Origin of the sequence: Amycolatopsis sp. NPDC051371, assembly GCF_040682155.1 — a bacterium.
Classification (GTDB): Bacteria; Actinomycetota; Actinomycetes; order Mycobacteriales; family Pseudonocardiaceae; genus Amycolatopsis.
This window is the reverse complement of the sequence record NZ_JBFBAG010000002.1, coordinates 119,873-139,936: the sequence shown is the minus strand read 5'-3', so window position 1 is coordinate 139,936 and position 20,064 is coordinate 119,873. Positions and strand designations below refer to the sequence as shown.

Annotated in this window: 23 protein-coding genes; 3 read left to right on the top strand and 20 right to left on the bottom strand. The window is 71.0% G+C overall.

Annotation, left to right across the window (positions count from 1 at the left end; translation table 11 throughout):
* Nucleotides 1-53: 53 nt before the first annotated feature.
* The gene (locus tag AB0M59_RS02880; protein WP_364607506.1) at nucleotides 54-521 is read right to left on the bottom strand and encodes a DUF4383 domain-containing protein; all 468 of its coding nucleotides are present in this window, start codon (nucleotides 519-521) and stop codon (nucleotides 54-56) included.
* Between the two features lie 173 nt (nucleotides 522-694).
* Here AB0M59_RS02880 and AB0M59_RS02875 point away from each other — a divergent pair, with 173 nt between their 5' ends.
* Nucleotides 695-1,495, top strand: coding sequence for an MBL fold metallo-hydrolase (locus AB0M59_RS02875; RefSeq protein WP_364607503.1), 801 nt, complete (start codon nucleotides 695-697; stop codon nucleotides 1,493-1,495).
* A 10-nt stretch (nucleotides 1,496-1,505) separates the two neighbouring features.
* On the opposite strand, the gene AB0M59_RS02870 is transcribed toward AB0M59_RS02875, so the two are convergent.
* Nucleotides 1,506-2,297: an SDR family oxidoreductase gene (locus AB0M59_RS02870; protein ID WP_364608488.1), complete on the bottom strand. Its 792-nt coding sequence runs from the start codon at nucleotides 2,295-2,297 to the stop codon at nucleotides 1,506-1,508.
* A gap of 191 nt (nucleotides 2,298-2,488) precedes the next feature.
* On the opposite strand from AB0M59_RS02870, the gene AB0M59_RS02865 reads away from it, so the two are divergent.
* Nucleotides 2,489-3,349 (top strand): alpha/beta fold hydrolase, encoded by an 861-nt coding sequence (locus AB0M59_RS02865; RefSeq protein WP_364607500.1) that lies wholly within the window; start codon nucleotides 2,489-2,491, stop codon nucleotides 3,347-3,349.
* Here the strand turns inward: AB0M59_RS02865 and AB0M59_RS02860 are convergent.
* Together AB0M59_RS02860 and AB0M59_RS02855 are read right to left on the bottom strand one after the other, a co-directional pair.
* Entirely contained in the window at nucleotides 3,333-3,683 is a 351-nt protein-coding gene (locus AB0M59_RS02860; protein ID WP_364607497.1) for a helix-turn-helix domain-containing protein, read from the bottom strand. The genes AB0M59_RS02865 and AB0M59_RS02860 overlap by 17 nt on opposite strands.
* Before the next feature lie 772 nt (nucleotides 3,684-4,455).
* Nucleotides 4,456-5,070 (bottom strand): TetR/AcrR family transcriptional regulator, encoded by a 615-nt coding sequence (locus tag AB0M59_RS02855; RefSeq protein ID WP_364607494.1) that lies wholly within the window; start codon nucleotides 5,068-5,070, stop codon nucleotides 4,456-4,458.
* Between the two features lie 112 nt (nucleotides 5,071-5,182).
* Between AB0M59_RS02855 and AB0M59_RS02850 the strand changes: the two genes are divergently transcribed.
* The gene (locus AB0M59_RS02850; RefSeq protein WP_364607491.1) at nucleotides 5,183-5,923 is read left to right on the top strand and encodes a glucose 1-dehydrogenase; all 741 of its coding nucleotides are present in this window, start codon (nucleotides 5,183-5,185) and stop codon (nucleotides 5,921-5,923) included.
* A gap of 192 nt (nucleotides 5,924-6,115) precedes the next feature.
* Here the strand turns inward: AB0M59_RS02850 and AB0M59_RS02845 are convergent, their stop codons facing one another.
* The 16 genes from AB0M59_RS02845 to AB0M59_RS02770 all read right to left on the bottom strand — a co-directional run bounded on the left by AB0M59_RS02845 (nucleotide 6,116) and on the right by AB0M59_RS02770 (nucleotide 20,032).
* Complete coding sequence (locus tag AB0M59_RS02845) at nucleotides 6,116-7,132, bottom strand: MBL fold metallo-hydrolase (protein WP_364607488.1); 1,017 nt, start codon at nucleotides 7,130-7,132, stop codon at nucleotides 6,116-6,118.
* Nucleotides 7,129-8,586, bottom strand: a complete 1,458-nt coding sequence (locus AB0M59_RS02840) for a class I adenylate-forming enzyme family protein (RefSeq protein ID WP_364607485.1) — start codon at nucleotides 8,584-8,586, stop codon at nucleotides 7,129-7,131. Before AB0M59_RS02840 ends, AB0M59_RS02845 begins: the two co-directional genes overlap by 4 nt.
* On the bottom strand, nucleotides 8,583-8,903 hold the full coding sequence (locus AB0M59_RS02835) for an EthD family reductase (protein ID WP_364607482.1): 321 nt from the start codon (nucleotides 8,901-8,903) through the stop codon (nucleotides 8,583-8,585). Before AB0M59_RS02835 ends, AB0M59_RS02840 begins: the two co-directional genes overlap by 4 nt.
* A complete protein-coding gene (locus AB0M59_RS02830; protein WP_364607479.1) occupies nucleotides 8,875-9,273 on the bottom strand; it encodes a nuclear transport factor 2 family protein in 399 nt (132 codons plus the stop codon). The genes AB0M59_RS02835 and AB0M59_RS02830 overlap by 29 nt, the downstream gene beginning before the upstream one ends.
* Complete coding sequence (locus AB0M59_RS02825) at nucleotides 9,266-10,513, bottom strand: FAD-binding protein (protein WP_364607476.1); 1,248 nt, start codon at nucleotides 10,511-10,513, stop codon at nucleotides 9,266-9,268. The genes AB0M59_RS02830 and AB0M59_RS02825 overlap by 8 nt, the downstream gene beginning before the upstream one ends.
* Entirely contained in the window at nucleotides 10,510-10,872 is a 363-nt protein-coding gene (locus tag AB0M59_RS02820; protein WP_364607473.1) for a nuclear transport factor 2 family protein, read from the bottom strand. The genes AB0M59_RS02825 and AB0M59_RS02820 overlap by 4 nt, the downstream gene beginning before the upstream one ends.
* 21 nt (nucleotides 10,873-10,893) lie before the next feature.
* Nucleotides 10,894-12,081 carry an ABC transporter substrate-binding protein gene (locus AB0M59_RS02815; protein ID WP_364607470.1) on the bottom strand — a complete coding sequence of 396 codons (1,188 nt, stop codon included), beginning with the start codon at nucleotides 12,079-12,081 and terminating at the stop codon, nucleotides 10,894-10,896.
* 247 nt (nucleotides 12,082-12,328) lie between these two features.
* Nucleotides 12,329-12,955 (bottom strand): TetR/AcrR family transcriptional regulator, encoded by a 627-nt coding sequence (locus AB0M59_RS02810; RefSeq protein WP_364607467.1) that lies wholly within the window; start codon nucleotides 12,953-12,955, stop codon nucleotides 12,329-12,331.
* Between the two features lie 114 nt (nucleotides 12,956-13,069).
* On the bottom strand, nucleotides 13,070-13,786 hold the full coding sequence (locus tag AB0M59_RS02805) for an SDR family oxidoreductase (RefSeq protein WP_364607465.1): 717 nt from the start codon (nucleotides 13,784-13,786) through the stop codon (nucleotides 13,070-13,072).
* Nucleotides 13,786-14,556: an SDR family oxidoreductase gene (locus AB0M59_RS02800; protein ID WP_364607462.1), complete on the bottom strand. Its 771-nt coding sequence runs from the start codon at nucleotides 14,554-14,556 to the stop codon at nucleotides 13,786-13,788. Before AB0M59_RS02800 ends, AB0M59_RS02805 begins: the two co-directional genes overlap by 1 nt.
* A complete protein-coding gene (locus AB0M59_RS02795; RefSeq protein ID WP_364607459.1) occupies nucleotides 14,553-15,767 on the bottom strand; it encodes an acyl-CoA dehydrogenase family protein in 1,215 nt (404 codons plus the stop codon). Before AB0M59_RS02795 ends, AB0M59_RS02800 begins: the two co-directional genes overlap by 4 nt.
* Nucleotides 15,768-15,769: 2 nt before the next feature.
* Nucleotides 15,770-16,663, bottom strand: coding sequence for a phosphotransferase family protein (locus tag AB0M59_RS02790; RefSeq protein ID WP_364607456.1), 894 nt, complete (start codon nucleotides 16,661-16,663; stop codon nucleotides 15,770-15,772).
* Nucleotides 16,660-17,844, bottom strand: a complete 1,185-nt coding sequence (locus AB0M59_RS02785) for an acyl-CoA dehydrogenase family protein (RefSeq protein ID WP_364607453.1) — start codon at nucleotides 17,842-17,844, stop codon at nucleotides 16,660-16,662. The genes AB0M59_RS02790 and AB0M59_RS02785 overlap by 4 nt, the downstream gene beginning before the upstream one ends.
* Nucleotides 17,841-18,974 carry a thiolase family protein gene (locus AB0M59_RS02780; protein ID WP_364607450.1) on the bottom strand — a complete coding sequence of 378 codons (1,134 nt, stop codon included), beginning with the start codon at nucleotides 18,972-18,974 and terminating at the stop codon, nucleotides 17,841-17,843. Before AB0M59_RS02780 ends, AB0M59_RS02785 begins: the two co-directional genes overlap by 4 nt.
* On the bottom strand, nucleotides 18,971-19,240 hold the full coding sequence (locus AB0M59_RS02775; protein ID WP_364607447.1) for an OB-fold domain-containing protein: 270 nt from the start codon (nucleotides 19,238-19,240) through the stop codon (nucleotides 18,971-18,973). Before AB0M59_RS02775 ends, AB0M59_RS02780 begins: the two co-directional genes overlap by 4 nt.
* 3 nt (nucleotides 19,241-19,243) lie before the next feature.
* Nucleotides 19,244-20,032, bottom strand: a complete 789-nt coding sequence (locus AB0M59_RS02770; protein WP_155546971.1) for an enoyl-CoA hydratase/isomerase family protein — start codon at nucleotides 20,030-20,032, stop codon at nucleotides 19,244-19,246.
* Between the last annotated feature and the right edge of the window lie 32 nt (nucleotides 20,033-20,064).

The following is a 20,064-nucleotide window of genomic DNA, read 5'->3' as shown; positions in this document are numbered from 1 at the left end:
CGGCGGCTGGGAAAGCGCCGCCGACGTCCCTGTGTGCACGCCGTACGTGGTGGCTAGCCGAGCCCGGGACCGCGAGCGGCTCGCGAACGATCGCCGGCGCGGGCGGTGAGCAGGCCGAGCGCGATCATGCCGACACCCAGGACGAGGTGCAGCCAGTTGTCCGCGGTGTTGAGGGGCACGAAGTTGGCGTCGCTGCCGTGGTCGATGAGCAGCCCGTACAGCCAGAGCACGAGGTAGACGACCCCACCGGCGATCAGGTAGGTCCGCGCACCTCGTGCGGTGCGCGCCGAAGCGAGGCCGGCGATGCCGAACAGCAGGTGCACGATGTTGTGCAGAATCGACACCATGAACACGCCGAGCAGCATGGCCATCGAGTCGTGGCCGGCGAAGCTCAGCTGGTCGTAGTCCGTCGTGACGCCCGGGACGAAACCGAGCAGGCCGACGAGCAGGAAGACGACCGAAACGACCATGGCGGTGATCTGCACCGGTGTGCGCGTGCGGGTGGGGCTGGTGGCCGACATGACTTTCCTTTCGTGGGGCGCGGGAACCGGATCCTCGGTCCGGTTCGGAACAGGGTCTGGGCTGGCTTCCCCGTTTCCCCGCGAACACACATCGATCGGACGCCGGGAATCGCCCGGTTAGCCCCGGTGCGACGGGGTAGCCGCGCCGGACAGGCACGGCGAAAGGACCACCGATGTCCGAACCTTCCGGCGGCGACTCCCTGATGTTCGTCGGGACCGCGACCACGGTGCTCCGGCTGGGGCCGTTCACGGTGCTGACCGACCCCAACTTCCTGCACCGCGGCCAGTGGTCGTACTTCGGTCAGGGCCTGTTTTCGCGGCGCCGCACCGAACCCGCGCTGCAGCCGGCCGAACTGCCGCCGCTCACCGCGGTCGTGCTCTCCCACCTGCACGGCGACCACTTCGACCGCATCGCCTCCCGCGAACTCCCCCGTGACGTCCCGATCCTCACCACCGAACACGCGGCAGGCCGGCTGCTCCGCCGCGGCTTCCACGCCCCGCTCCCCCTCCCCACCTGGATGAGCGAAACCTTCACCGACGGCGAAGCCCGGCTGACGATCACGTCCGTGCCCGCCCGGCACGCGCCGGGGCTGATGCGGCGCGTCCTCCCGCCGGTGATGGGCAGCGTCCTGGAGTACCACGCCGGTCCGGACGCCGGCCCGCTGCGGATCTACGTCAGCGGCGACACGGTCATGCACGACGAACTGCGCACCATCCGCGACCACTTCCCCGACCTCGACCTCGCCGTGGTGCACCTGGGCGGCACCCGGGCGTTCGGCGTCCTGGTCACCCTCGACCACCGCGGCGGCGTCGACCTGCTGAACCTCCTGGAACCGCGCCGCGCGGTCCCGGTCCACTTCGACGACTACGGCCTGTTCCACTCCCCGGTGTCCAACTTCCTCGAGGAGGTCCGGCTCCGCGAACCGGTCACCCGGGTCCACCTCCTGCAGCGCGGCGAGCTCCTCCCGCTCTGACCGGGGCGGCTCAGAGGATCGGCTTGCCGCCGGTCACCGCGACGCGCGCCCCGGACACGTAACTGCCGTCGTCGGACGCGAGCAGCACGTACACCGGGGCCAGCTCCGCCGGCTGTCCCGCGCGTCCGAGCGGAACCTGCTCCCCGAACGACTTCACCGCCTCCTCGGGCATCGTCGACGGGATCAGCGGCGTCCAGATCGGACCCGGCGCCACACTGTTCGCGCGGATTCCCCGCGGCCCCAGCAGCTGCGCCAGCGCCGCGGTCATGTTCGCGATGCCCGCCTTCGTCACGTCGTAAGGCAGCAACTGAGGCTTCGGATTATCGGAGTTCACCGACGAACTGCCGATGATCGACGCCCCCGGCTTCAGGTGCGGTAAAGCCGCCTTCACCAGGTGGAAGAACGCACTGAGGTTGATCGCCAGCGTGCGATCCCACTCCTCGTCCTCGATTTCCTCCAGCGTTTCGTGGCTCATCTGAAAAGCCGCGTTGTTCACCAGGACGTCGAGCCGTCCGAACTCCTCCACCGCCCGGGCGACCAAGGCCCGGCAATGCGCCGGATCGGCGACGTCACCGGGCACGACGACAGCCTTGCGCCCGGCCTCCTCCACCCAGTACCGCGTCTCCTCCGCGTCGTCGTGCTCGTCCAGGTAGGAGATCAGCACATCGGCACCCTCCCGCGCGTACGCGATCGCCACGGCACGGCCGATCCCGCTGTCCGCGCCGGTGATCAACGCCGCCTTCCCGGTCAATTTGCCGGAACCGCGATAGGAGTGTTCCCCGTGGTCGGGTCGCGGGGTCATCTCCGCGGTCGATCCGGGCGGATTCTGCTGCTGGGCGGGCTGAGACACGGGCTGACTCCTTGCCGGCGGGGACCAGAACCGTCCCGTGGTACCCCGGCACGCCCGTTTCACGCATTTCCCAAGCCACGGGTTCGCCACAGTTTGCCCGGCCGGCTTCGCGGTATCCAGGCCCCGATTCCCCGAGGAGGGCCATGTTCCCGTCAAGCTCGACCGTGCTCTCCGCCGCCGCGGGCACCGTGCGGTTGCTCGCCCGTGAAAACGCTTACACCTCGCTGCGAGACCTGCCACGGCTGCTTCGGCATCCCGTGTGGCGCACCGGCCGCGGAAATCGTGGCGAAGGCCTCGGCGTACTGCTCGTTCCCGGTTTCTTCGCCGGCTCCCCGAGCTTGGCGCTGACCCGCCGATGGCTGCAGGCCCGCGGTTTCAGACCGCGGAGCGCCGACATCGGTTTCGACATCGGTTGCACCGGCGAACTCGTCGACCGGCTCGAGGAACAGCTCGCCGAGCACGTCCGCGACACCGGAGGCCGCGTCGTGCTGCTCGGGCACAGCCGCGGCGGCGGACTGGCCCGCCTCACCGCCGCCCGTCGTCCGGACCTGGTACGCGGGCTGATCATGCTGGGCTCGCCGGTGGTGGACCCGCTGGGCGCTCACCCGGCCGTCCTCGGGGCGGCACGCCTGCTCGCCCGGCTCTCCGCGGTCGGCTTGCCCGGGCTGCTCACCGCGGACTGCCTCACCGGCCGCTGCCGCGACGACAACGTGGCCGGCCTCGCCGCCCCGCTGTCCCCCGGCGTGCCGGCGCTCTCGGTGTTCTCGCGCCGCGACGCGATCGTTCCGTGGCGATCGTCGCTCGACCCGTCCGCCACCCACGTCGAAGTCCGCAGCACCCACCTCGGGCTGCCGGTGGATCCCGACGTGTATTCGGCGATCGAACCGGTGCTCACGACGTGGGCGCACGACGCCGTCGAGCTCGCCGCCGCACAACCGGCACGCGGCGGCGGTGCCGCGTGCCGAGCCGGTCGGCGGGAACGGCAGGTCAGTCGAGGGCGTTGAGTTCGGGGTCGGCACCCCGGGTTTCGTTGAGGCGCTGGGCTTCGTAAAGCTGGTCTTCGAGGCTGACGATGCGGCAGGCGGCGTCGATGGCGGTGCCCTGGTCGACCAGTTCCCTCGCCCGGCCGGCCAGGCGCAGCTGGTGCCGGGAGTAGCGGCGGTGCCCGCCGGCGGAGCGTTGCGGCGTGATCAGCCCGGCCTCGCCGAGGCTGCGCAGAAAACCTTGGGTCGTACCGAGCATTTCCGCGGCCCGGCCCATGGTGTACGCGGGGTAGTGCTCGTCGTCGAACTTGTCGGCCCCGCCGGGCGTGGCCGGTCCTTCTTGCTCAGGGATCATTCCACCTCCACATCACGAAGGACCCCGGGTGCCGTGGACGGCACCCGGGGTCCTCAAGGGTTGGGTTTCACCATTGTCTACCGGCGCGACCGCCGGTTTCCTGCACCCGCGTCCGGCCGAAAGCCGGATTCCGCGGGGATCGCTCATTCGTGACCGAGCACCACCTCCGAACTCGATGGGACTACGGCACCCGCGCGGCGCTACCCAGCCGCTGCGGGCGATCCAATGATGGCTCCGTTCCCTTCTCTCCTGCGTTTTCCACTTACTCGGTACTGCCACTTCACTTGCTGCGGACGTCACTGCCAGGACCCTTCCACTGATCGGTCCCAGCACGCTGACGCCGCTGGTCACTGCCCGGAGCCCCGTTCACTGATCGGCTCCGGCCACCTGACCGGTCTTGCCACTGCACTTGCACGGACAACTACCACTGATCTTCACGGGCGCACCCGCTCCGCCCGCGTCCTGCACTACCGCTCCGGACCGGTACTGCCCGGTCGGACGTCATCACGACCCCGGTTCGGAGTACTGCTCCGGTCACCAGCCGAAACCTTGTTCCTTGATCGGCTCCGCACTGCCTGACCGTCTTGTCTCACCTCGCGGGCAGTTACGTCCTCTCCCGCGCTCGCTTGACGTTGTCTCTCTCGCTACGAGCAGAACACTACACACACCCGCCGCCGAATGTCTACTCCAGTCGGCATAGATTTTCGGAGCCGGCCGCCCGATGCCACGGAGAGGCCGCTGACCTCGCAGGATGCGCCGAGTACCGCGACACTCAGCCGTCCCGGCCGACAATGCGCAGGGCCAGGTCGCCGTACTGGTAGGCCAGCTGGTCGACGGAGAACTCGCCGCCGTCGTGGAACCAGTTCGCGACTCCCATGCCCATGTCGAGGATCGAGTACGACGCGAGGCGCGCGGACCGGACCGCGAACACCCCCTCCGCCACACCGCGTTCGATGAGTTCGCGAAAACCGCGCTCGTACGTGCTGCGCAGCCTCAGGACCCGGCCCGGCTGCTCGAGACTGCCGATCTCGCGGTTGCCGACGAACGCTTCGAGCCGGTGCCGGGCGTGGTAGCGGACGTGCGCCTCGACGGCCCGGCGCAGCCGTTCCGTCACGTCGGTGACGCCGTCGACCGCCTCGGTGTGCATCGCCAGCAGCGTGTCCATCGTGCCGAGCATGAGCTCCGCGAGCAGCACCTGCTTGCCGGACACGTGCTTGTACAGGCTGGGTCCCCGGATGCCGACCGCGGCGCCGATGTCGGCCATCGTCGTGGCCCGGTAGCCCTGCGCGGCGAACAGGCGCAGCGCGGCCAGCCGGATGGCCGCGGCCCGGTCGGCCGGCAGCCCGGCCGCGACGTCGCCGGGGCGATGGGGGCGTTCCACCTTCATGCCCACAGGCTAACGCTGATTAGCCACAATGTCTTGACTTCGGCCCCGAGCCGGCGTTCTCATGGCTAATAGCCATTAGCCGGTTGGCGGTTCTGCGCACCCAGGAGGAGTCATGCGGTTGTCCGGGAAAGTCGCGCTCGTCACCGGCGCGACGGGCGGCATCGGCGAGGCGATCACGCGCCGGCTCGCCGGAGAAGGCGCGCGGGTCGTCGTCACCGACGTCGACGCCGAACGCTGCAAAACCCTGGCCGCCGAGCTGCCCGACGCGCTCGCCCTGGCCCTCGACGTCACGTCGGAAGAGGTCTGGCGGGCCACGGTCGCCCAGGTCGAAGCCGACCTGGGCGGGCTGACGGTGCTGGTGAACAACGCCGGCATCGGCGAGCCCGCCAACGTCGAGACGGAAACCCTGGAGACCTGGGAGAAGGTCATCGCCGTCAGCCAGCGCGGGGTCTGGCTCGGCATGAAGCACGCCGGCGCGGCGATCGAGCGCGCGGGCGGCGGCTCGATCGTCAACATCGCGTCGATCTTCGGCACGGTCGGCGGCTTCGGGACGCATTTCTCCTACCACGCCGCGAAGGGCGCGGTCCGCCTGATGACCAAGAACGCGGCCCTGCACTGGGGAAAGCGCGGGGTGCGCGTCAACTCGGTGCACCCCGGCTTCATCGAGACGCCGTTGTCGCGGCAGCTGTGGGAAGGCTCTCCCCGCCACACGGCGATGGTCGACGGCACCCCGCTCGGCCGGCTCGGCCGCACCGACGAGGTCGCGGGCGCGGTGGCGTTCCTGGCATCCGAGGACGCGAGCTTCGTGACGGGCTCCGAGCTGTACGTCGACGGCGGCTGGACCGCCCGCTGACCCGGCCCGTGGCCGGGTCCCGGCCCGTGGCCGGGTCCCGGCGAAGTCGGATCGGGGGTTGCTCGGGCGTCGGCGTGTCTTGAATGAGTCATTCAGGACCTCCGAAGACCTGAATGACTCATTCAAGACGTTCGGCGGGACCGGCGGCGAGCGTGCGACCGGGACCTTGCCGGAGTCCAGCGACCCGTGCTGTCAGGCCGGGGAATACCGCGCCACACCGTCCACTTCGGACACCACCGCCCGGCCGCGGGCGACCAGCACGTCCAGGTGGGCGACGGTCTCGTTCACCGCGAGCATCCGGTTGAAGTCGTTCAGGTCGCCGAACGGGACCGACCGGCGGGTCCACCCCAGCCGGCCGGCGACGGCGTGCCCTTCCCGGGCCCCGGCACCAAGGGCGTCCTCGGTCTCGGCGAGGCGCTTGTCGTGGTGGGCCAGCAGTTCGTCGACGCGGGTGTGGGTGCTCTCCGCGACCGGGCCGTGCGCCGGCAGCAGCCGGTTGTCCGGGAACGCCGTCATCAGCCCCAGCGAATCGAGGTAGTCGCCGAGCGGCAGGCCCGGTTCGCCCAGCTCGAACCCGATCGACGGGGTGATGTGCGGCAGGACATGATCGCCGGAGAACAGCAGCCCGCGGGGCTCGTCGAGGTACACGACGTGCCCGCGCGTGTGGCCCGGCGTCGGCACCACCCGCAGCGGATGCCGCAGCGGCACCAGGCCCGGGTCGAGCCAGCGGTCCGGCGGCTCCCAGCCGGACGGGTCGAACTCCCCGTACCCCTCGGCCATCCGCTCGGCCAGGTCGGTCGCGCCGCCGCGGCGGAGGACGTCCAGCGAGGTCACCGGGACGTCGGTGCGGAGCGTGGTCAGCAGCTCGAGCCCGGGCCGCTCCCCCGCGCCGAGGTGCACCCGCGTCCCGAACCGGCGGCGGAGCTCGACCGCCTGCGTGTAGTGGTCCCGGTGGATGTGGGTGACGTAGACGTCGGTGATCTCGTCGAGCCGGCGGCCGCCCAGCTCGGCCAGCGACTCCGCCAGCACCGCCAGGGACTCGGGGATCGACCAGCCCGCGTCGATGAGGACCAGGCCGTCCGGCTGTTCGAGGGCGTAGACGTTGATCGCGCGCAAGCCGTCGTTGGGCAGCGGCAGCGGGATCCGGTGGACGCCCGGCGCGACCGTCTCCGGGCCGCCGGTCGCCCACTTCCCGCGGTCGAAACTCATGAGACCCCCGCGTGCAGGCCTTCGGCGACCTTGCGCGCACCCGCGCGGTCGAGCTTGCCGACCTTCGTCTGCGGCAGCGCGTCCACCAGGTACACGAACTCCGGCCACTTCGTCTTGGACAGCCCGGCCTCGCGCAGGTAGCCGGTCACGTCTCCCAGCTCGACAAGCGAACCGTCGCGGGAGACGGCGAGCAGCGCCACCCGCTCCCCCAGGACCTCGTCGCGCACCGGCACCACGCAGGAGTGCGCCAGCCGTTCGTAGCCGGCGACCGCCCGCTCGATCTCGGTGACGTCGATGTTGCGGCCACCGCGGATGATGACGTCCTTCTCCCGGCCCATGATGGTGATCAGTCCATCCACAGTGGACACGACAAGATCACCGGTCGGGAAGAACCCGTCCTCGGTCAGCTCCGGCGGCTCGACGCGGCCGCCGCGGGCGTACCCGAGGAACAGCGACGGCCCGCGCACCTGCGCGCGTCCGGTCTCGCCGGGCCCGAGCACGATCCCTTCCGGCGACACCGCCCGGACCTCGGTGCCGGGGAACGGCCGGCCGTCGTGACCCAGCCGGATCCCGGCGGGCTCGGCCGGGTCCGGGGAGGTGTGGCCGAGGCATTCGGACATCCCGAACACACGCAGGATCTTCGTCCCCAGCGCGGTCTCGGCGCGGGTCAGCGCGAGCTGGTCCATCGGCCCGCCGCCGACGGTGATCGACCGGACACCCGGCAGGGCCCCGGCGGCCGCCAGCTGGAGGGCCATCGTCGGGACACACATCGTCCAGCGCGCGCCCGTCTCGGTCAGCCTGGTGAGCACCGCCGGCGGGTCCCACTTCGCGGTGAGGACCAGCGGGCCGCCGAGGACCAGTGAGCAGTAGGCGCCGAAGCAGAACGCCGCGGTCGAGGACAGCGGCACGATCGCCGCGACGGCGTCGCCCGGCTGGAGTCCGTTGATCTCGATCGTGCAGGCGCACGCGTAGTGCAGCGCCGCTTCGGACTGGACCACGCCCTTCGCCCGGCCGGTCGACCCGGAGGTGAGGCCGATGAACACGCCGCCGTTCCACCGCGCCGGGTCACTGCGGCCCGCCGTGGACACGGCGGACCAACCGTCGAGCACGGTTCGCGCGGCGCCGGGGACGTCCCATTCGTCCACGGCGGACGGTTCGGCGACGACGACGTCCGGCCGGATGTCTTCGCACGCGGCCGCGAACTCGGCCCGGGTCGTGTGCCGGTTGACCACGGCGAGGACACCGCCGGTCAGGCCGGTGGCCAGGGCGGCGACGACCGTGCGCCAGGAGTTGTCGGCCTGGACCAGCGCCGTGGCGCGCGGCCCGAGGACGTCGGCGAGAGCCTCGGCGTCGGCGAGGAGCCGGCGCGCGGCGTGCTCGCCGCTGTCGTCGACGACGGCGACGAAGTCCGCCTGCTCGGCGCGCTTCCTGAAATCCTGGACGGCGTCCTTCATCCCGCGAACATCTCCCGTTCGGTGCCGAGGACGGCGACCCGGCGGCCGCGCATGTCGCCGACCTGGGCGACGGCTTCGGCCCATTCCGGGCTGGCCAGCGCCTTGCGCAGGTCCTCCTCGGTGTCGAAGCCGAGGATCGAGACGCCGTCCCAGCCTTCCGAGCGCGGTTCGAGCGCCGCCTCGACCTCGGTGTGCCGCCACGACCGCAGGCCGGGCAGCCGGTAGGTGAGCTCGGCGTGGTCGGTCCGCCACCACGTGATGAACCGCTCGTGGGTCCAGTCCGGCGGCTTAGCGGCCAGCAGCACCAGGTTGTACATCCGCACCTCCCTCGAAGCGGACGCCGGGCGAGCGTCCGATGATCAGGCGTTCGAGCCGGCCGGACGCGCCGACCTGGCCGGCCGCGACGAAGGTGGCGACCACCTCGCCCGCGCGGCGGACCTCGCCGAGGTAGAACTCGCCGTGCCCGGTCGAGCTCACGTCCAGGGGGTGGTGCGTGAGCGTGTTCTTCTCGCGCTGGGCGAGGTAGCCCTCCATCGCCTCGCGGCCGCCGGCGAAGTCCGTCGCGCGGCCGTCGGTGGAGAACAGGATCGAGAACGTGAAGTCGTCGGTGATCAGGTCCAGGATCCGCGACGGCGCGTCGCTGTCCATGATCTCGAACCACTTCGTCAGGAACGGCGCTTCAGGCATGTTCGACCTCCTTGCGGGTGCGGAGGGCCGCCAGCCGCCCGGCGCGGCGGCCGGACACCACGGCCAGGCACAGCCCGCCGCCGTAACCCTCGTTATACACATCGGACAGGTCGGCGCCGGCCGGGTAGAGGCCGTCGATCGGGGTGCCGGTGCTGTCCAGTGCGGTGCCGTCGGTGTCGGCCTCGACGCCGCCGAAGGTGAAGGTGATGGCCGGGACGACGTCGGCGTGGAAGACGCGGCCGTCGCCCAGTCGCGCGCGGGCCTCGGGATCCAGCTGCACCGGCAGCGCGTCGACGTTGTCCGCGACGCCGACGGCGCCGCCGCGGTCTCGGGAGAACGCCCAGCGGTCGAGGCACGGGCTGCCGGGGATGAACGGCGCCTCGGCGGCGGCGCGCTGGACGGCTTCGGACCACAGCAGCAGGCCCCGGCCGCCGTGGGCGGCGAGCGCCATGGCGTTGTTGTGGTCGCCGCGGGTCTCGTCGGCGAACCGGTGGCCTTCCGGGTCGAGCAGGACGCCGTGGTCGCTGTGGTAGAGCGCGAAGGCGATGTAGTCGACCGGGCTGACGGGCTCGACGCCGTCGGCGAACAGGTGGCCGTAGAAGCCGGTGTTGGCGGTGTTGATCGACGCGCCCAGCCCGGCCGCGAGGGCCGCGCCGGTGCCGCGGGACCAGGGGTTGCCGCGCAGCGGCGGGACGAACCCGCCGCCGACCAGCGAGGCCCGGACGTCCGGGTCGGCCTGCCGCCCGCCGGTGGCGAGCACGACCGACCGGGCGGTGACCCGTCGTGGTCCGGCCGGCGTCGTCACGTCGACCAGGTATTTACTGCCGTCCCGGGTCAGCTCGTCGGTCTGCGCATCGACGACGATCCGGCCGCCGGCCGCGGTCAGCGCCCGGGTCAGGTGGGCGAGCAGCACCGGCATGTCGAACTTGTGCCCGCGTCCGGCCAGCGCCCGTTCCACGCCGGTCAAGGGCGGCGCGAAGCCGGAGAGCCACGCGATCGCGTCGGGGTAGCCGTCGACGACCACCATCCCGTGCCGCTGGTACGGGCCGGGATCCTCCCGGCGCAGCGCGGCCTCGTCCTCGATGGCCCAGACGTACCCGCCGGAGATCGCCGCGGAGCCCCCGATCCCCGGCGCGCGTTCCACGACCAGCGTGCGCGCGCCGCCGATGGCCGCCGTGACGGCCGCGGACAGCCCGGCGAGCCCGGCGCCGAGCACGACGACGTCGAAGTCCTCGGTCATCGTCGCGCTCCTTCCGACCGGTCGATCAAGGCGAACGTCGTGCTGAAGAACGACTGGTAGCCGGCCAGCAGGCCGTTCGGCGAGACGACCGCGGCCGAGTGGAAGGCGCCGACGGGTTCACCCGCTTCGGTGACGACGCCGTACACCATCTCGGTGTCGCCGTCGGCGCAGTAGCGGAGGACTTCGTGCACCCGGTCGACCGGGTTCCGGCTGCCGAGGTAGGCGGCGAAGTCCGCTTTGGACGTCCCGGCGACCTCGCCGGAGGGCAGCGCGATCAGGAACCGCAGGTCCGGCTCCATCAGCTCGAGGGCCTTGGCCGGGTCTTCGTCCATACAGGACAGGTATTCTCGCAACGCCACGGTCGGTCTCCCTCGGGTGGTTCAGCGGGCGGGCGGGGTGAAGAAGTCCCCTTCGGAGGTCCACTTGCCGTTCTTGACGACGACCTTCTGCACGTCACGCGTGCCCATGTGGCGGTCCGGGCCGAAGCTCATCACGGGAGCGACGCCGGGATCGATATTCTTGGCCTGTTCGTAGGCTTTCGCCAGTGCGTCGGAGGTCACCGGGCCCGGGATGGTCTGCGCGATCTGGCCGAACACCTTCGCCCCGGCCCAGCCCCAGAGCGCGATGAAGTCGGCGGGCTGCCCGGGCTCGTACTTCGCCATGGCGTCCCGGAACTCCTTCACCGCCGGGTCGTCGTCGTTGGGGGACTTGACCAGCTGGACGGCGCGGGCGCCTTCGGCCGCGCCGCCGGCGAGGGTGAGCGTGGACTGCGCGGCGACCGGGGCGTAGCTGTAGGTCGGCGCGGCGAGCCCCTGCAGCTTCGCCTCCTTCATGAACGCGGCCGCTTCCGGCGAGGCGAGGATGAGGATGACCGCGTCCGGCACCTTGCCCTTCACCTGGCTGACGACCGGGCTGTAGTCGGTGGACTGGAACTTGACCGGCTGCAGGCTGACGTTCATGCCCGGATCGGACTTCTTGGCGACGCCCTGCGCGGCCTGGGCGACCTTGACGAAGGCGGCGGGATCGCTGTGCACCACGACGACGTTCTTGCGGCCGTCCTTGGCGACCCAGTCGCCGAGCGCGGCGGCCTGGTCCTCGTACAGGGTCTGCGTGCCGAACAGGTTCGCGCGCGGCGGGGTGTACCAGGAGTCGAGGCCGCCGAGCTCGTTGAGGATCGGCACCTTCGACTGCTGGAGCACGAACGGGAACGCGGCCTCGGCCTGCGAGGTCCCGTTGGCCGCGACGATGGCGGAGACCTTGTCCTGCCCGATCAGCTCGCGGGCGATCTGGACGGTCTGCTGCGGGTCGAACGCGTTGTCCTTGACGATCCAGTTGACCTTGCGGCCGTTGATGCCGCCGCGGTCGTTGATCATCTTGAAATAGGCGTCCGCGCCGGCGCGCTGTGGGACGCCGGAGGCGCTGACCGCGCCGGACAGCGGGTACCACGCCCCGATGGTGATCTCTTTGTCGTTCGCTCCGGCCGAGTTCGCGCTCGCGCAGGCACTGGCGGCGAGAATCAGGGTCGCGGCGACGCTGGCAACTTTGACGTGCGTCGAGCGGAGGCGCATGACTGCTCCTAGCAACCTGAGTTCAGTTCAGTTTGACTTTAGCTGCCGGGTCCCGGACGGACAAGGGACGCGGGGAACTATCCGAAATGGAGGGTCGGCGGGAAAGTCCTACCCGGGCTACCGCTGTTGACCGGTTGCCAGCGCCCCAATGTGGCATTGGGTGCGTTCAACGCACCGAAGGGCCCCTTGGGTGCGTTGAACGCACCGAAGGCCACATTGGGGCGTTCGGGGCCGGCCGGAGGCGAGGTTATTCGGTGACCATGCGGAGGCAGCAGCCTTCGATGAGCTCCCGGACCTCGGCCAGCGGCGTCGACCCGGTCGGCCGGTACCAGCGCCAGACGCTGATGATCAGGCCCAGCAGGGCGAGCGCCAGGGTGTGCGCGTCCCGGACCGGGAACGCGCCCTCCGACATGCCCCGGGTGAGCAACCGGGTCCAGTCGCGCTCGATGCTCTGCACCAGCTCACGCGCGGCGCGGCGCTCGGTCTCCTCGCGCTTGGACGCGCGCGGCCCGGCCAGCAGGACCATGTTGTTCTGCAGGATCCGCATCTGGAGGATCTCGGCTTCGGACACCGCGAACGCCGCGCCCACCGCGGCCCGCAGCGCCGCCACCGGGTCCTGCTCCCCCTCGGTCGCCTCGACGAACTGGTCGCGCGAACGCTGCAGCTCCAGCCGCATGATGGTCAGCAGGCAGTGCGCCTTCGACTCGAAGTAGTGGTACAGCGCGGTCTGGCCGATCCCGACGCGGCCGGCCACCGCCGACCACTTGGTGGCCTCGTACCCGGCCTCGCCGAAGTACTCGATCGCCGCGGCCAGGATGGCGCCACGCTTGGACCGGGGCCCTTCGTCCGGTTCCACGAGCCTTGCCCCCGTCATCGCCTGTCCTCCCGTTCGGCGTCACCCTGTGACCCCCGAGCGTAGTACCAACTTGAATTCGGTACAGCATGGCTATCCGGAGCGAAGCGGGCGTTTCGCGAGAAAAGCCCGGACTCATCGCGCGGTCCAGCCGCCGTCGACCACCATGACCTGGCCGGTGTAGTACGACGAGGCGTCCGAGGCGAGGAAGAGCAGCGCGCCGTCGAGCTCCCCGATGTCGCCGCCGCGGTTCAGCATCGTGTTGCGCTCCACCCACCGGCTCGAGCGCTCGTCCGCGAACAGGTCTTCGGTCATCTCCGTGCGGAACCAGCCCGGCGCCAGCGCGTTGACGCGAACACCCGCGCCACCCCACTGCCCGGCCAGCTCGCGGGTGAGCCCGATCAGTCCGGCCTTCGACGCGGCGTAGCTCGCCCCGCCCAGCGGCGCGGCCGAGATGAGCCCGAGGATCGAGGCGACGTTGACGATGCTGCCGCCGTCCCCGCTTTCGGCCATCAGCCGGGACAGGTGGAACGGCGCGACCAGGTTGACCGCCAAGACGTCCGCGAAGTCCGAGGCGCTCTCCTTCTCGGCTCGCTGCTCCCCCGGCACGCCCGCGTTGTTGACGAGGATGTCGATGCGGCCCGCGGTCTCGGCCAGCCGGACCCGGTCCTGCTCGATCGAGACGTCGCAGGTCACCGGGTGGACGTCCGGGCCCAGGGCGGCCAGCCGGTCGGCCCGGCGGGCGGCGGCGAACACGGTCGCGCCCGCCTCGGACAGCACCGTGGCGAACCGCGCGCCCAGCCCGGACGACGCCCCGGTCACCACCGCGGTCTTCCCCGCCAGGGAGAACATCACGCGTCCACGGCGATCGGGAGGGCGGTCGCGCCGCCGTCCAGCACGAGCGCCTGGCCGGTCATCCACGACGACGCCTCGCTCGCGAGGAACAGGGCCGCGTTGCCGACGTCCTCGGTGGTCCCGAGCCGGCGCAGCGGCAGCTTGGCGGTGAGGACCGGTTCGCGCGCCTCCCAGACCGCGCGCGCCAGCTCGGTCTTGATCACGCCCGGCGCGATCGCGTTGACCCGGACCTTCGGGCCGAGCTCGTAGGCGAGCTGGCGGGTCATCAGCAGCATCGCGGCCTTGGTGGCGTTGTAGTAGCCGATCTGCGGGTCGACGATCAGCCCGCCGACGGAGGCGATGTTGACGATCGTGCCGCCGTGCTCGCTCATCCAGGCGTGCCAGGCCGCACGGCTCCACGCGATCATCCCGTACTGGTTGACCCGTACGGTCTTCTCGGCGCGCGGCAGGTCCAGCTCGAGCAGGTCACCCATGTACGGGTTGGTCGCCGCGTTGTTGACCAGGACGTCGACCTGTCCGAAGTGGACCATGGTGTCCGCGATGCAGCGCTCGGCCTGTTCGGGTTCGCCGGCGTTGGCGACGATGTCCAGGACGTCACCAGTGCCTTCTCCGCGCAGCAGCTCCGCGCGGGCGTCTCTGAGCCCTTCGGCCTTGCGCGCCGCGATGACGATGTGTGCCCCGGCGGCACGAAATGCACGAGCGATGCCGAGGCCGATGCCGCGGGAACCGCCGGTGATCACGGCCACCCGGCCGTCGAGAACCTTCATCGCGCCTTCTCCTTGTAGCGGGCGAGTTCCTGGCGCGCGACGGTGCGCAGGTGCACCTCATCGGGACCGTCGGCGATCTTCAGGGCGCGGGTGATCGAGAACAGCCGGGCCAGCACGGTGTCGTCGCTGACCCCGGCCGCGCCGTGCGCCTGGACCGCGCGGTCGACGACGCGGTGGGCGACGTCGAGGGCGGCCACCTTGATCGCCGCGACCTCCAAGCGGGCGGCCGCGTTGCCGACGGTGTCCATCAGCCAGGCCGACTTGAGCACGAGCAACCGCAGCTGCTCGATCTCGATCCGGCTGCGCGCGATCCACTCGCGCACCACGCCTTGGTCGGCGAGCGGGCCGCCGAACGCGACCCGGGAGAGCGTCCGCTCGCACATCAGCCGCAGCGCGCGCTCGGCGAACCCGACCGCGCGCATCGCGTAGTGCATGCGGCCGGGGCCGAGCCGTCCCTGGGCGAGCGCGAACCCCTCGCCTTCGCCGCCGAGCAGGTTCGACGCGGGCACGCGGACGTTCTCGAACAGCACCTCGCCGTGGCCGAGGCGGTCGGTGTAGCCGAACATCGGCAGGTCGCGCAGCACGGTGACACCCGGAGCGTCGCGCGGGATCAGCACCATGCTCTGCTGCCGGTAGGTCGGCGCGTCCGGGTCGCTGACGCCCATCAGGATGATGAGCTCGCAGTCCGGGTCGAGGATGCCGGAGGTGTACCACTTGCGGCCGTCGACGACGTAGTGGTCGCCGTCGCGGGTGACGCGGGTGCGGATGTTGCGGGCGTCGGAGCTGGCGACGTCGGGCTCGGTCATCGCGAAGCACGATCGGATGCGCGCGTCCAGCAGCGGCTTCAGCCAGCGGTCCTGCTGCTCGGCGGTGCCGAACAGGCTGAGCAGCTCCATGTTCCCGGTGTCCGGGGCGGAGCAGTTGAACACCTCGTTGCCGATGATCGAGCGGCCCATCAGCTCGGCCAGCGGGGCGTACTCGAGGTTCGTCAGCCCCGCGCCCCAGCCGCCGTGGGCGAGGAACAGGTTCCACAGGCCTTCGGCGCGGGCCTTCTCCTTGAGTTCCACCATGATCGGCGGCAGCGCGTGAGGGTCGTCGGCCTCCGCGAGCTGCCGGTCGTACACCGGTTCGGCCGGGAGCACGTGAGTGTCCATGAAGGACCGGACGCGGTCCTGCAGTTCGGTGGCGCGTGGGGAAAACGCGAAGTCCATGCCTAGCTCCTCAGAATGTCCGCGGCGGACCGGACCATCGCGGCGATCGTCGGGGGCAGCCGCTCCTGGTCCGGGTCGTGGTGCTTGCCTTCGCGGTGCCGGCGCAGGTTGTGGCCCATGATCGCGGCCATCTTCATCCGTCCCAGGGCCCGGAACCACGCCATCTCCGGCAACGGCTCGCCGTAGACGTCCAGGAGTTCCGCTTCAGTCGGCAGGCCGGGAATCGGCGTGCCCAGCGCCGGGAAGTTGCGGTGGTCGGCGAACAGCAGGAACCAGCCGAGGTCGGTGCGGGGATCGCCGGTGCTCCAGATCTCCCAGTCCACGACGGCGGTGGCCCGGGCCCCGGCGAACAGGACGTTGCCGAGCCGGAAGTCGCCATGCACCAGCACCGGGGGCAGGTCGTCCGGGACGGCGTCGGCGAGCAGCCGCAGCAGGTCCTCGGCGCCCGGCCGGAGTTCGGCCGGGACCGCGTGCATCGTCCGGGTCCAGCGCTCCAGCTCGCTCGCTGCCGTGGCGGGCGGTTCGCCGGGAACCGGTCCGGTGTCGTGGAGGAGCCGCAGGAGACGAGCTGCTTCCAGCATCCGTGTGCGAGCCAGTCCGGGGCGCAAAGCGTGGTCGTCGAGCACGGGCTCGATGGCCTCACCGTCGGCGAACTCCATGGCGAACCACGTCTCGTCCGTCACGATCACGCCGGGCACGGGCACCGCCGACCCGGCCAGCGCGCGCAGGACCCGCGCCTGGCGCAGGACGTCGTTGCGGCCCACCGGCTTTTGGCCCGGTGGGACGGCCTTCACGACGTAGGTGTCCTTGACCGTGTAGGTGAGCCCGGAATGGCCGCCGGGGAGGACTTCCAGCTCGCCGCCGAGGCGCTCGCGGACCTGGTCGGCGAGGTTCATCGCGACGGCTCCTTCGGCAGGCCGAGCACGCGCTCGGCGAGGATGGTCCGCTGGATCTCGTCCGACCCGCCGGCGATGCTGTAGCCGGGCGCGCCGAGCAGGTGCTCGGTCCAGGCGAACGTGCCCCACTCGCCGGTGTCCGCGACCAGCCGCGGCCCGAGCAGCTGGACGACGAGGTCGCTGGTCCGCCGCATCGTCTCGGTCGCGTAGAGCTTGCCGACCGAGGCTTCCGCGCCGGGTTCGCGTCCGGCGGCCAGCGCCGCGGTGACGCGCAGGCCGATGAGCCGCTGGACGAGCGTACGCACGAACAGGTCCGCGGTCTGCTGCCGTTCGACGTCGGACAAGGCACTGTGCCGGGCCAGCTCGATCGCGCGATCGGCGTTGTCCAGCCCGAGCGACCCCGAATCGAGGCGTTCGGCGGCGAGCACGCTGAGCGTGACCTTCCAGCCCTGCCCGACCGGGCCGAGCCGGTCGGTGTCGGGCACGACGACGCCGTCGAGGTAGACCTCGTTGAAGCTGGCGCCGCCGGTCATCTGCCGGATCGGCCGCACGGTGACGCCGGGTGCGTCCATCCGCACCAGGAACACCGTGATCCCGGCGTGCTTGGGCGCCTCGGGATCGGTGCGGCACACCGCGACACCCCAGGTCGCGACCTGGGCACCGGACGTCCACACCTTGTGCCCGTCGAGCACCCACTGGTCACCGCGACGCACCGCCTTCGTCCGGACAGCCGCGAGGTCGGACCCGGCTTCGGTTTCCGAGAACAGCTGGCAGGCCAGCTCGTCGGTGCGCAGCATCGGCCGCAGCCAGCGCTGCTTCTGCTCGTCGGTGCCCCAGATCTCGATCGCCGGAGCGACCAGGTGCTGGGTGACGGGAAAGATCTCGCTGCGGCGCGGAACGTCGAACGCGGCTTCCTCGGTTCGGTAGAGCTGCTCGTAGAACGCGGGCAGCCCGCGACCGCCCGACTCGGGTGCGCGGCTGAGCGCGCCCCAGCCCCCGTCGAACCGGGTCCGTTCCCACGCCTGCCCGCGGTCGGTGTGCGAGCGTTCCTCTTCTTCGGTCCAGTTCTCGAAGACGGCCACCGAGTCGTCACCCGTTCCCCAGGCAGCCGAGGCTCGGAGATCGGCCACAGTGGACAGCCACTCGCGAGCGCGCGCGCGGAACTCCGCCGGGCCGGTCATCGGGTCAGCACCGTGCACGCGCTGACCCCGGGTGCGCCGTAGACGTGGGTGAACCCGATCCTCGGCTCGCCGGGCACCTGCCGCGCGCCCGCCCGGCCGCGCAGCTGCTGGACGACCTCGTAGACCTGCCGGAGCCCGGACGCGCCGATCGGCTCGCCGTTGGCGATGCAGCCGCCGTCGGTGTTGACCGGCAGCGTCCCGTCGATCTCCGTGGCCCGGGACGCGATCAGCTTCTCCTGCTCGCCGTCCTCGCAGAAGCCACACTCGGCGAGGTGCATGACCTCGGCACCGCTTTCGGTGTCCTGCAGCTGGAGAACGTCCACCTCGGACGGTCCGAGCCCGGCCTGCTCGAACGCCGCCGCGGCCGCGTCCCGGCTGACGCTGGTGGGCTCCCCCGCCTCGATCGACGGGCTGAACACCTCGAACGAGCCACGCCGACGGGTCCGCACGACCGCCGACCGCAGCGTGACCGCGTCGCGGGTGGGAACCGAGGAAGAGCACAGGACGAGTGCCGCCGCGCCCTCCCCCGGAGAACAGAACATGAAGCGGGTCAGCGGGTCGTTGACCATGCCCGACGCGAGGATCTCGTCGGCGCTGACCTCCTTGCGGCGCCAGGCTTCCGGGGTCAGGCTGCCGTTGCGGTAGGCCTTCTCCGCGACCAGGGCCAACGTCCGCGGCGTGATGCCGAAGTCGTGGGCGTACCGCTGGATTTTCATGCCGAAGAACTGGGTGGTCACCATCAGGCCGTCACGGCCGTACGCGTCGTCCAGACCCCAGTCCTCGGGTCGCGGGTCGAACGCGCCGCGCGGGTGCTTGTCGAAGCCGACGGCCAGGACGACGTCGGCCATCCCGCCGCGGATCGCGTTGACCGCGGAGACGAGCGCGCTGCCGCCGGTGGCGCAGCCGTTCTTGACGTTGACGAACGGGATCCCGGTGAGCCCGAGGTCGGCGACCAGGGTGTCGGCGAGCCCGGCGGCGTCGCTGCCGCCGAACGCCGCGCCGACCCGCGACCACGGGATCCCGGCGTCGGCCAGCGCGGCCGTCGCGGCGGCGATCGCGTGCTCCCGGCCGGACCGCTCGGAGCGGCCGAACGGGGTGCGGGCGGCGCCGCAGATCAGGACATCGGTCACGTTTCCTCCTCGACCGGCTTGGCGTGCGGGACCCCGTGCGTCGCTTCGACGCGCAGGCGCATTCCGATGTGGACGGTCCCGGGCACGTCGAGCACGGCGGCCACGCGCGGGCCGCCGTCCAGCTCGACGTACCCGAGCGCGAACGGCCGGAAGCCGCCGGCCGGGGGGACGTACGGGGGCGACTTCGGTGCGAATCGCTGAACCGTCCACGTCCACAACGTGCCCTCGGCGGGCAGAGTCACCCCCAGGCCGGCCCCAGTTGTCATCGCTCAGCGCCCCGTCCACTTGGGTTCGCGCTTCTCCAGGAACGCCGCGACACCCTCGGCCGCGTCGTCCGAGTTCAGCGTCACGCCCACCGCGAGGTGCTCCATGACCATCAGCGACTGCGTGTCGGCGTCGAGGCTGCGGTCGATGGTCATCTTGGTGATGCGCATCTGGAACGGGCTCTTGTCGGTGAGCTGGCCGATGAACTCCTCGACCGTCTCGTCCAGCCGCTCCGCGGGCGCCGACTTGTTGATGAGGTTGAAGTCGGCGGCCTCGACACCGGAGAGCAGCTTGCCGGTGAGCATCAGCTCCTTGGTCTTGCGGATGCCGATCATGCGCGGCACCCGGTAGATCGGGCCGGCGCCGCCGAAGAGCCCGCGCCGCATGTGGAAGTCGCCGATCTTGGCGTCGTCCGAAGCGATCGCGAAGTCGCAGGAGATCATCAGCTCGAACCCGCCGGCGGTGACGTAGCCCTCGAGGACCGCCACGGACGGCGTGTTCATCGAGTACAGGCGGTCGCAGATCTTCGCGGAGATCACGGCCACCTCCATCGCCGTCGAACTCCCGATGTACTCGGCCTGCAGGCTGTCGAGGTCGAAGCCGGAGCAGAACGTGCCGCCGCGGCCCCGCAGCACCAGCACGCGCAGGTCCGGGTCCTTGTCGACCTCGGTGATGATCTCGTCGAGCCGCTCCAGGATCGGCACCGTCACGCAGTTCTTCTTCCACGGCCGGTTCAGCCACACCCGGGCCACGTTCCCGTCGCGCTCGAACTGGATCTCGTCTTCCACGGCCATCTGTTTCTCCTAACTGAACTGACTTCAGTTTG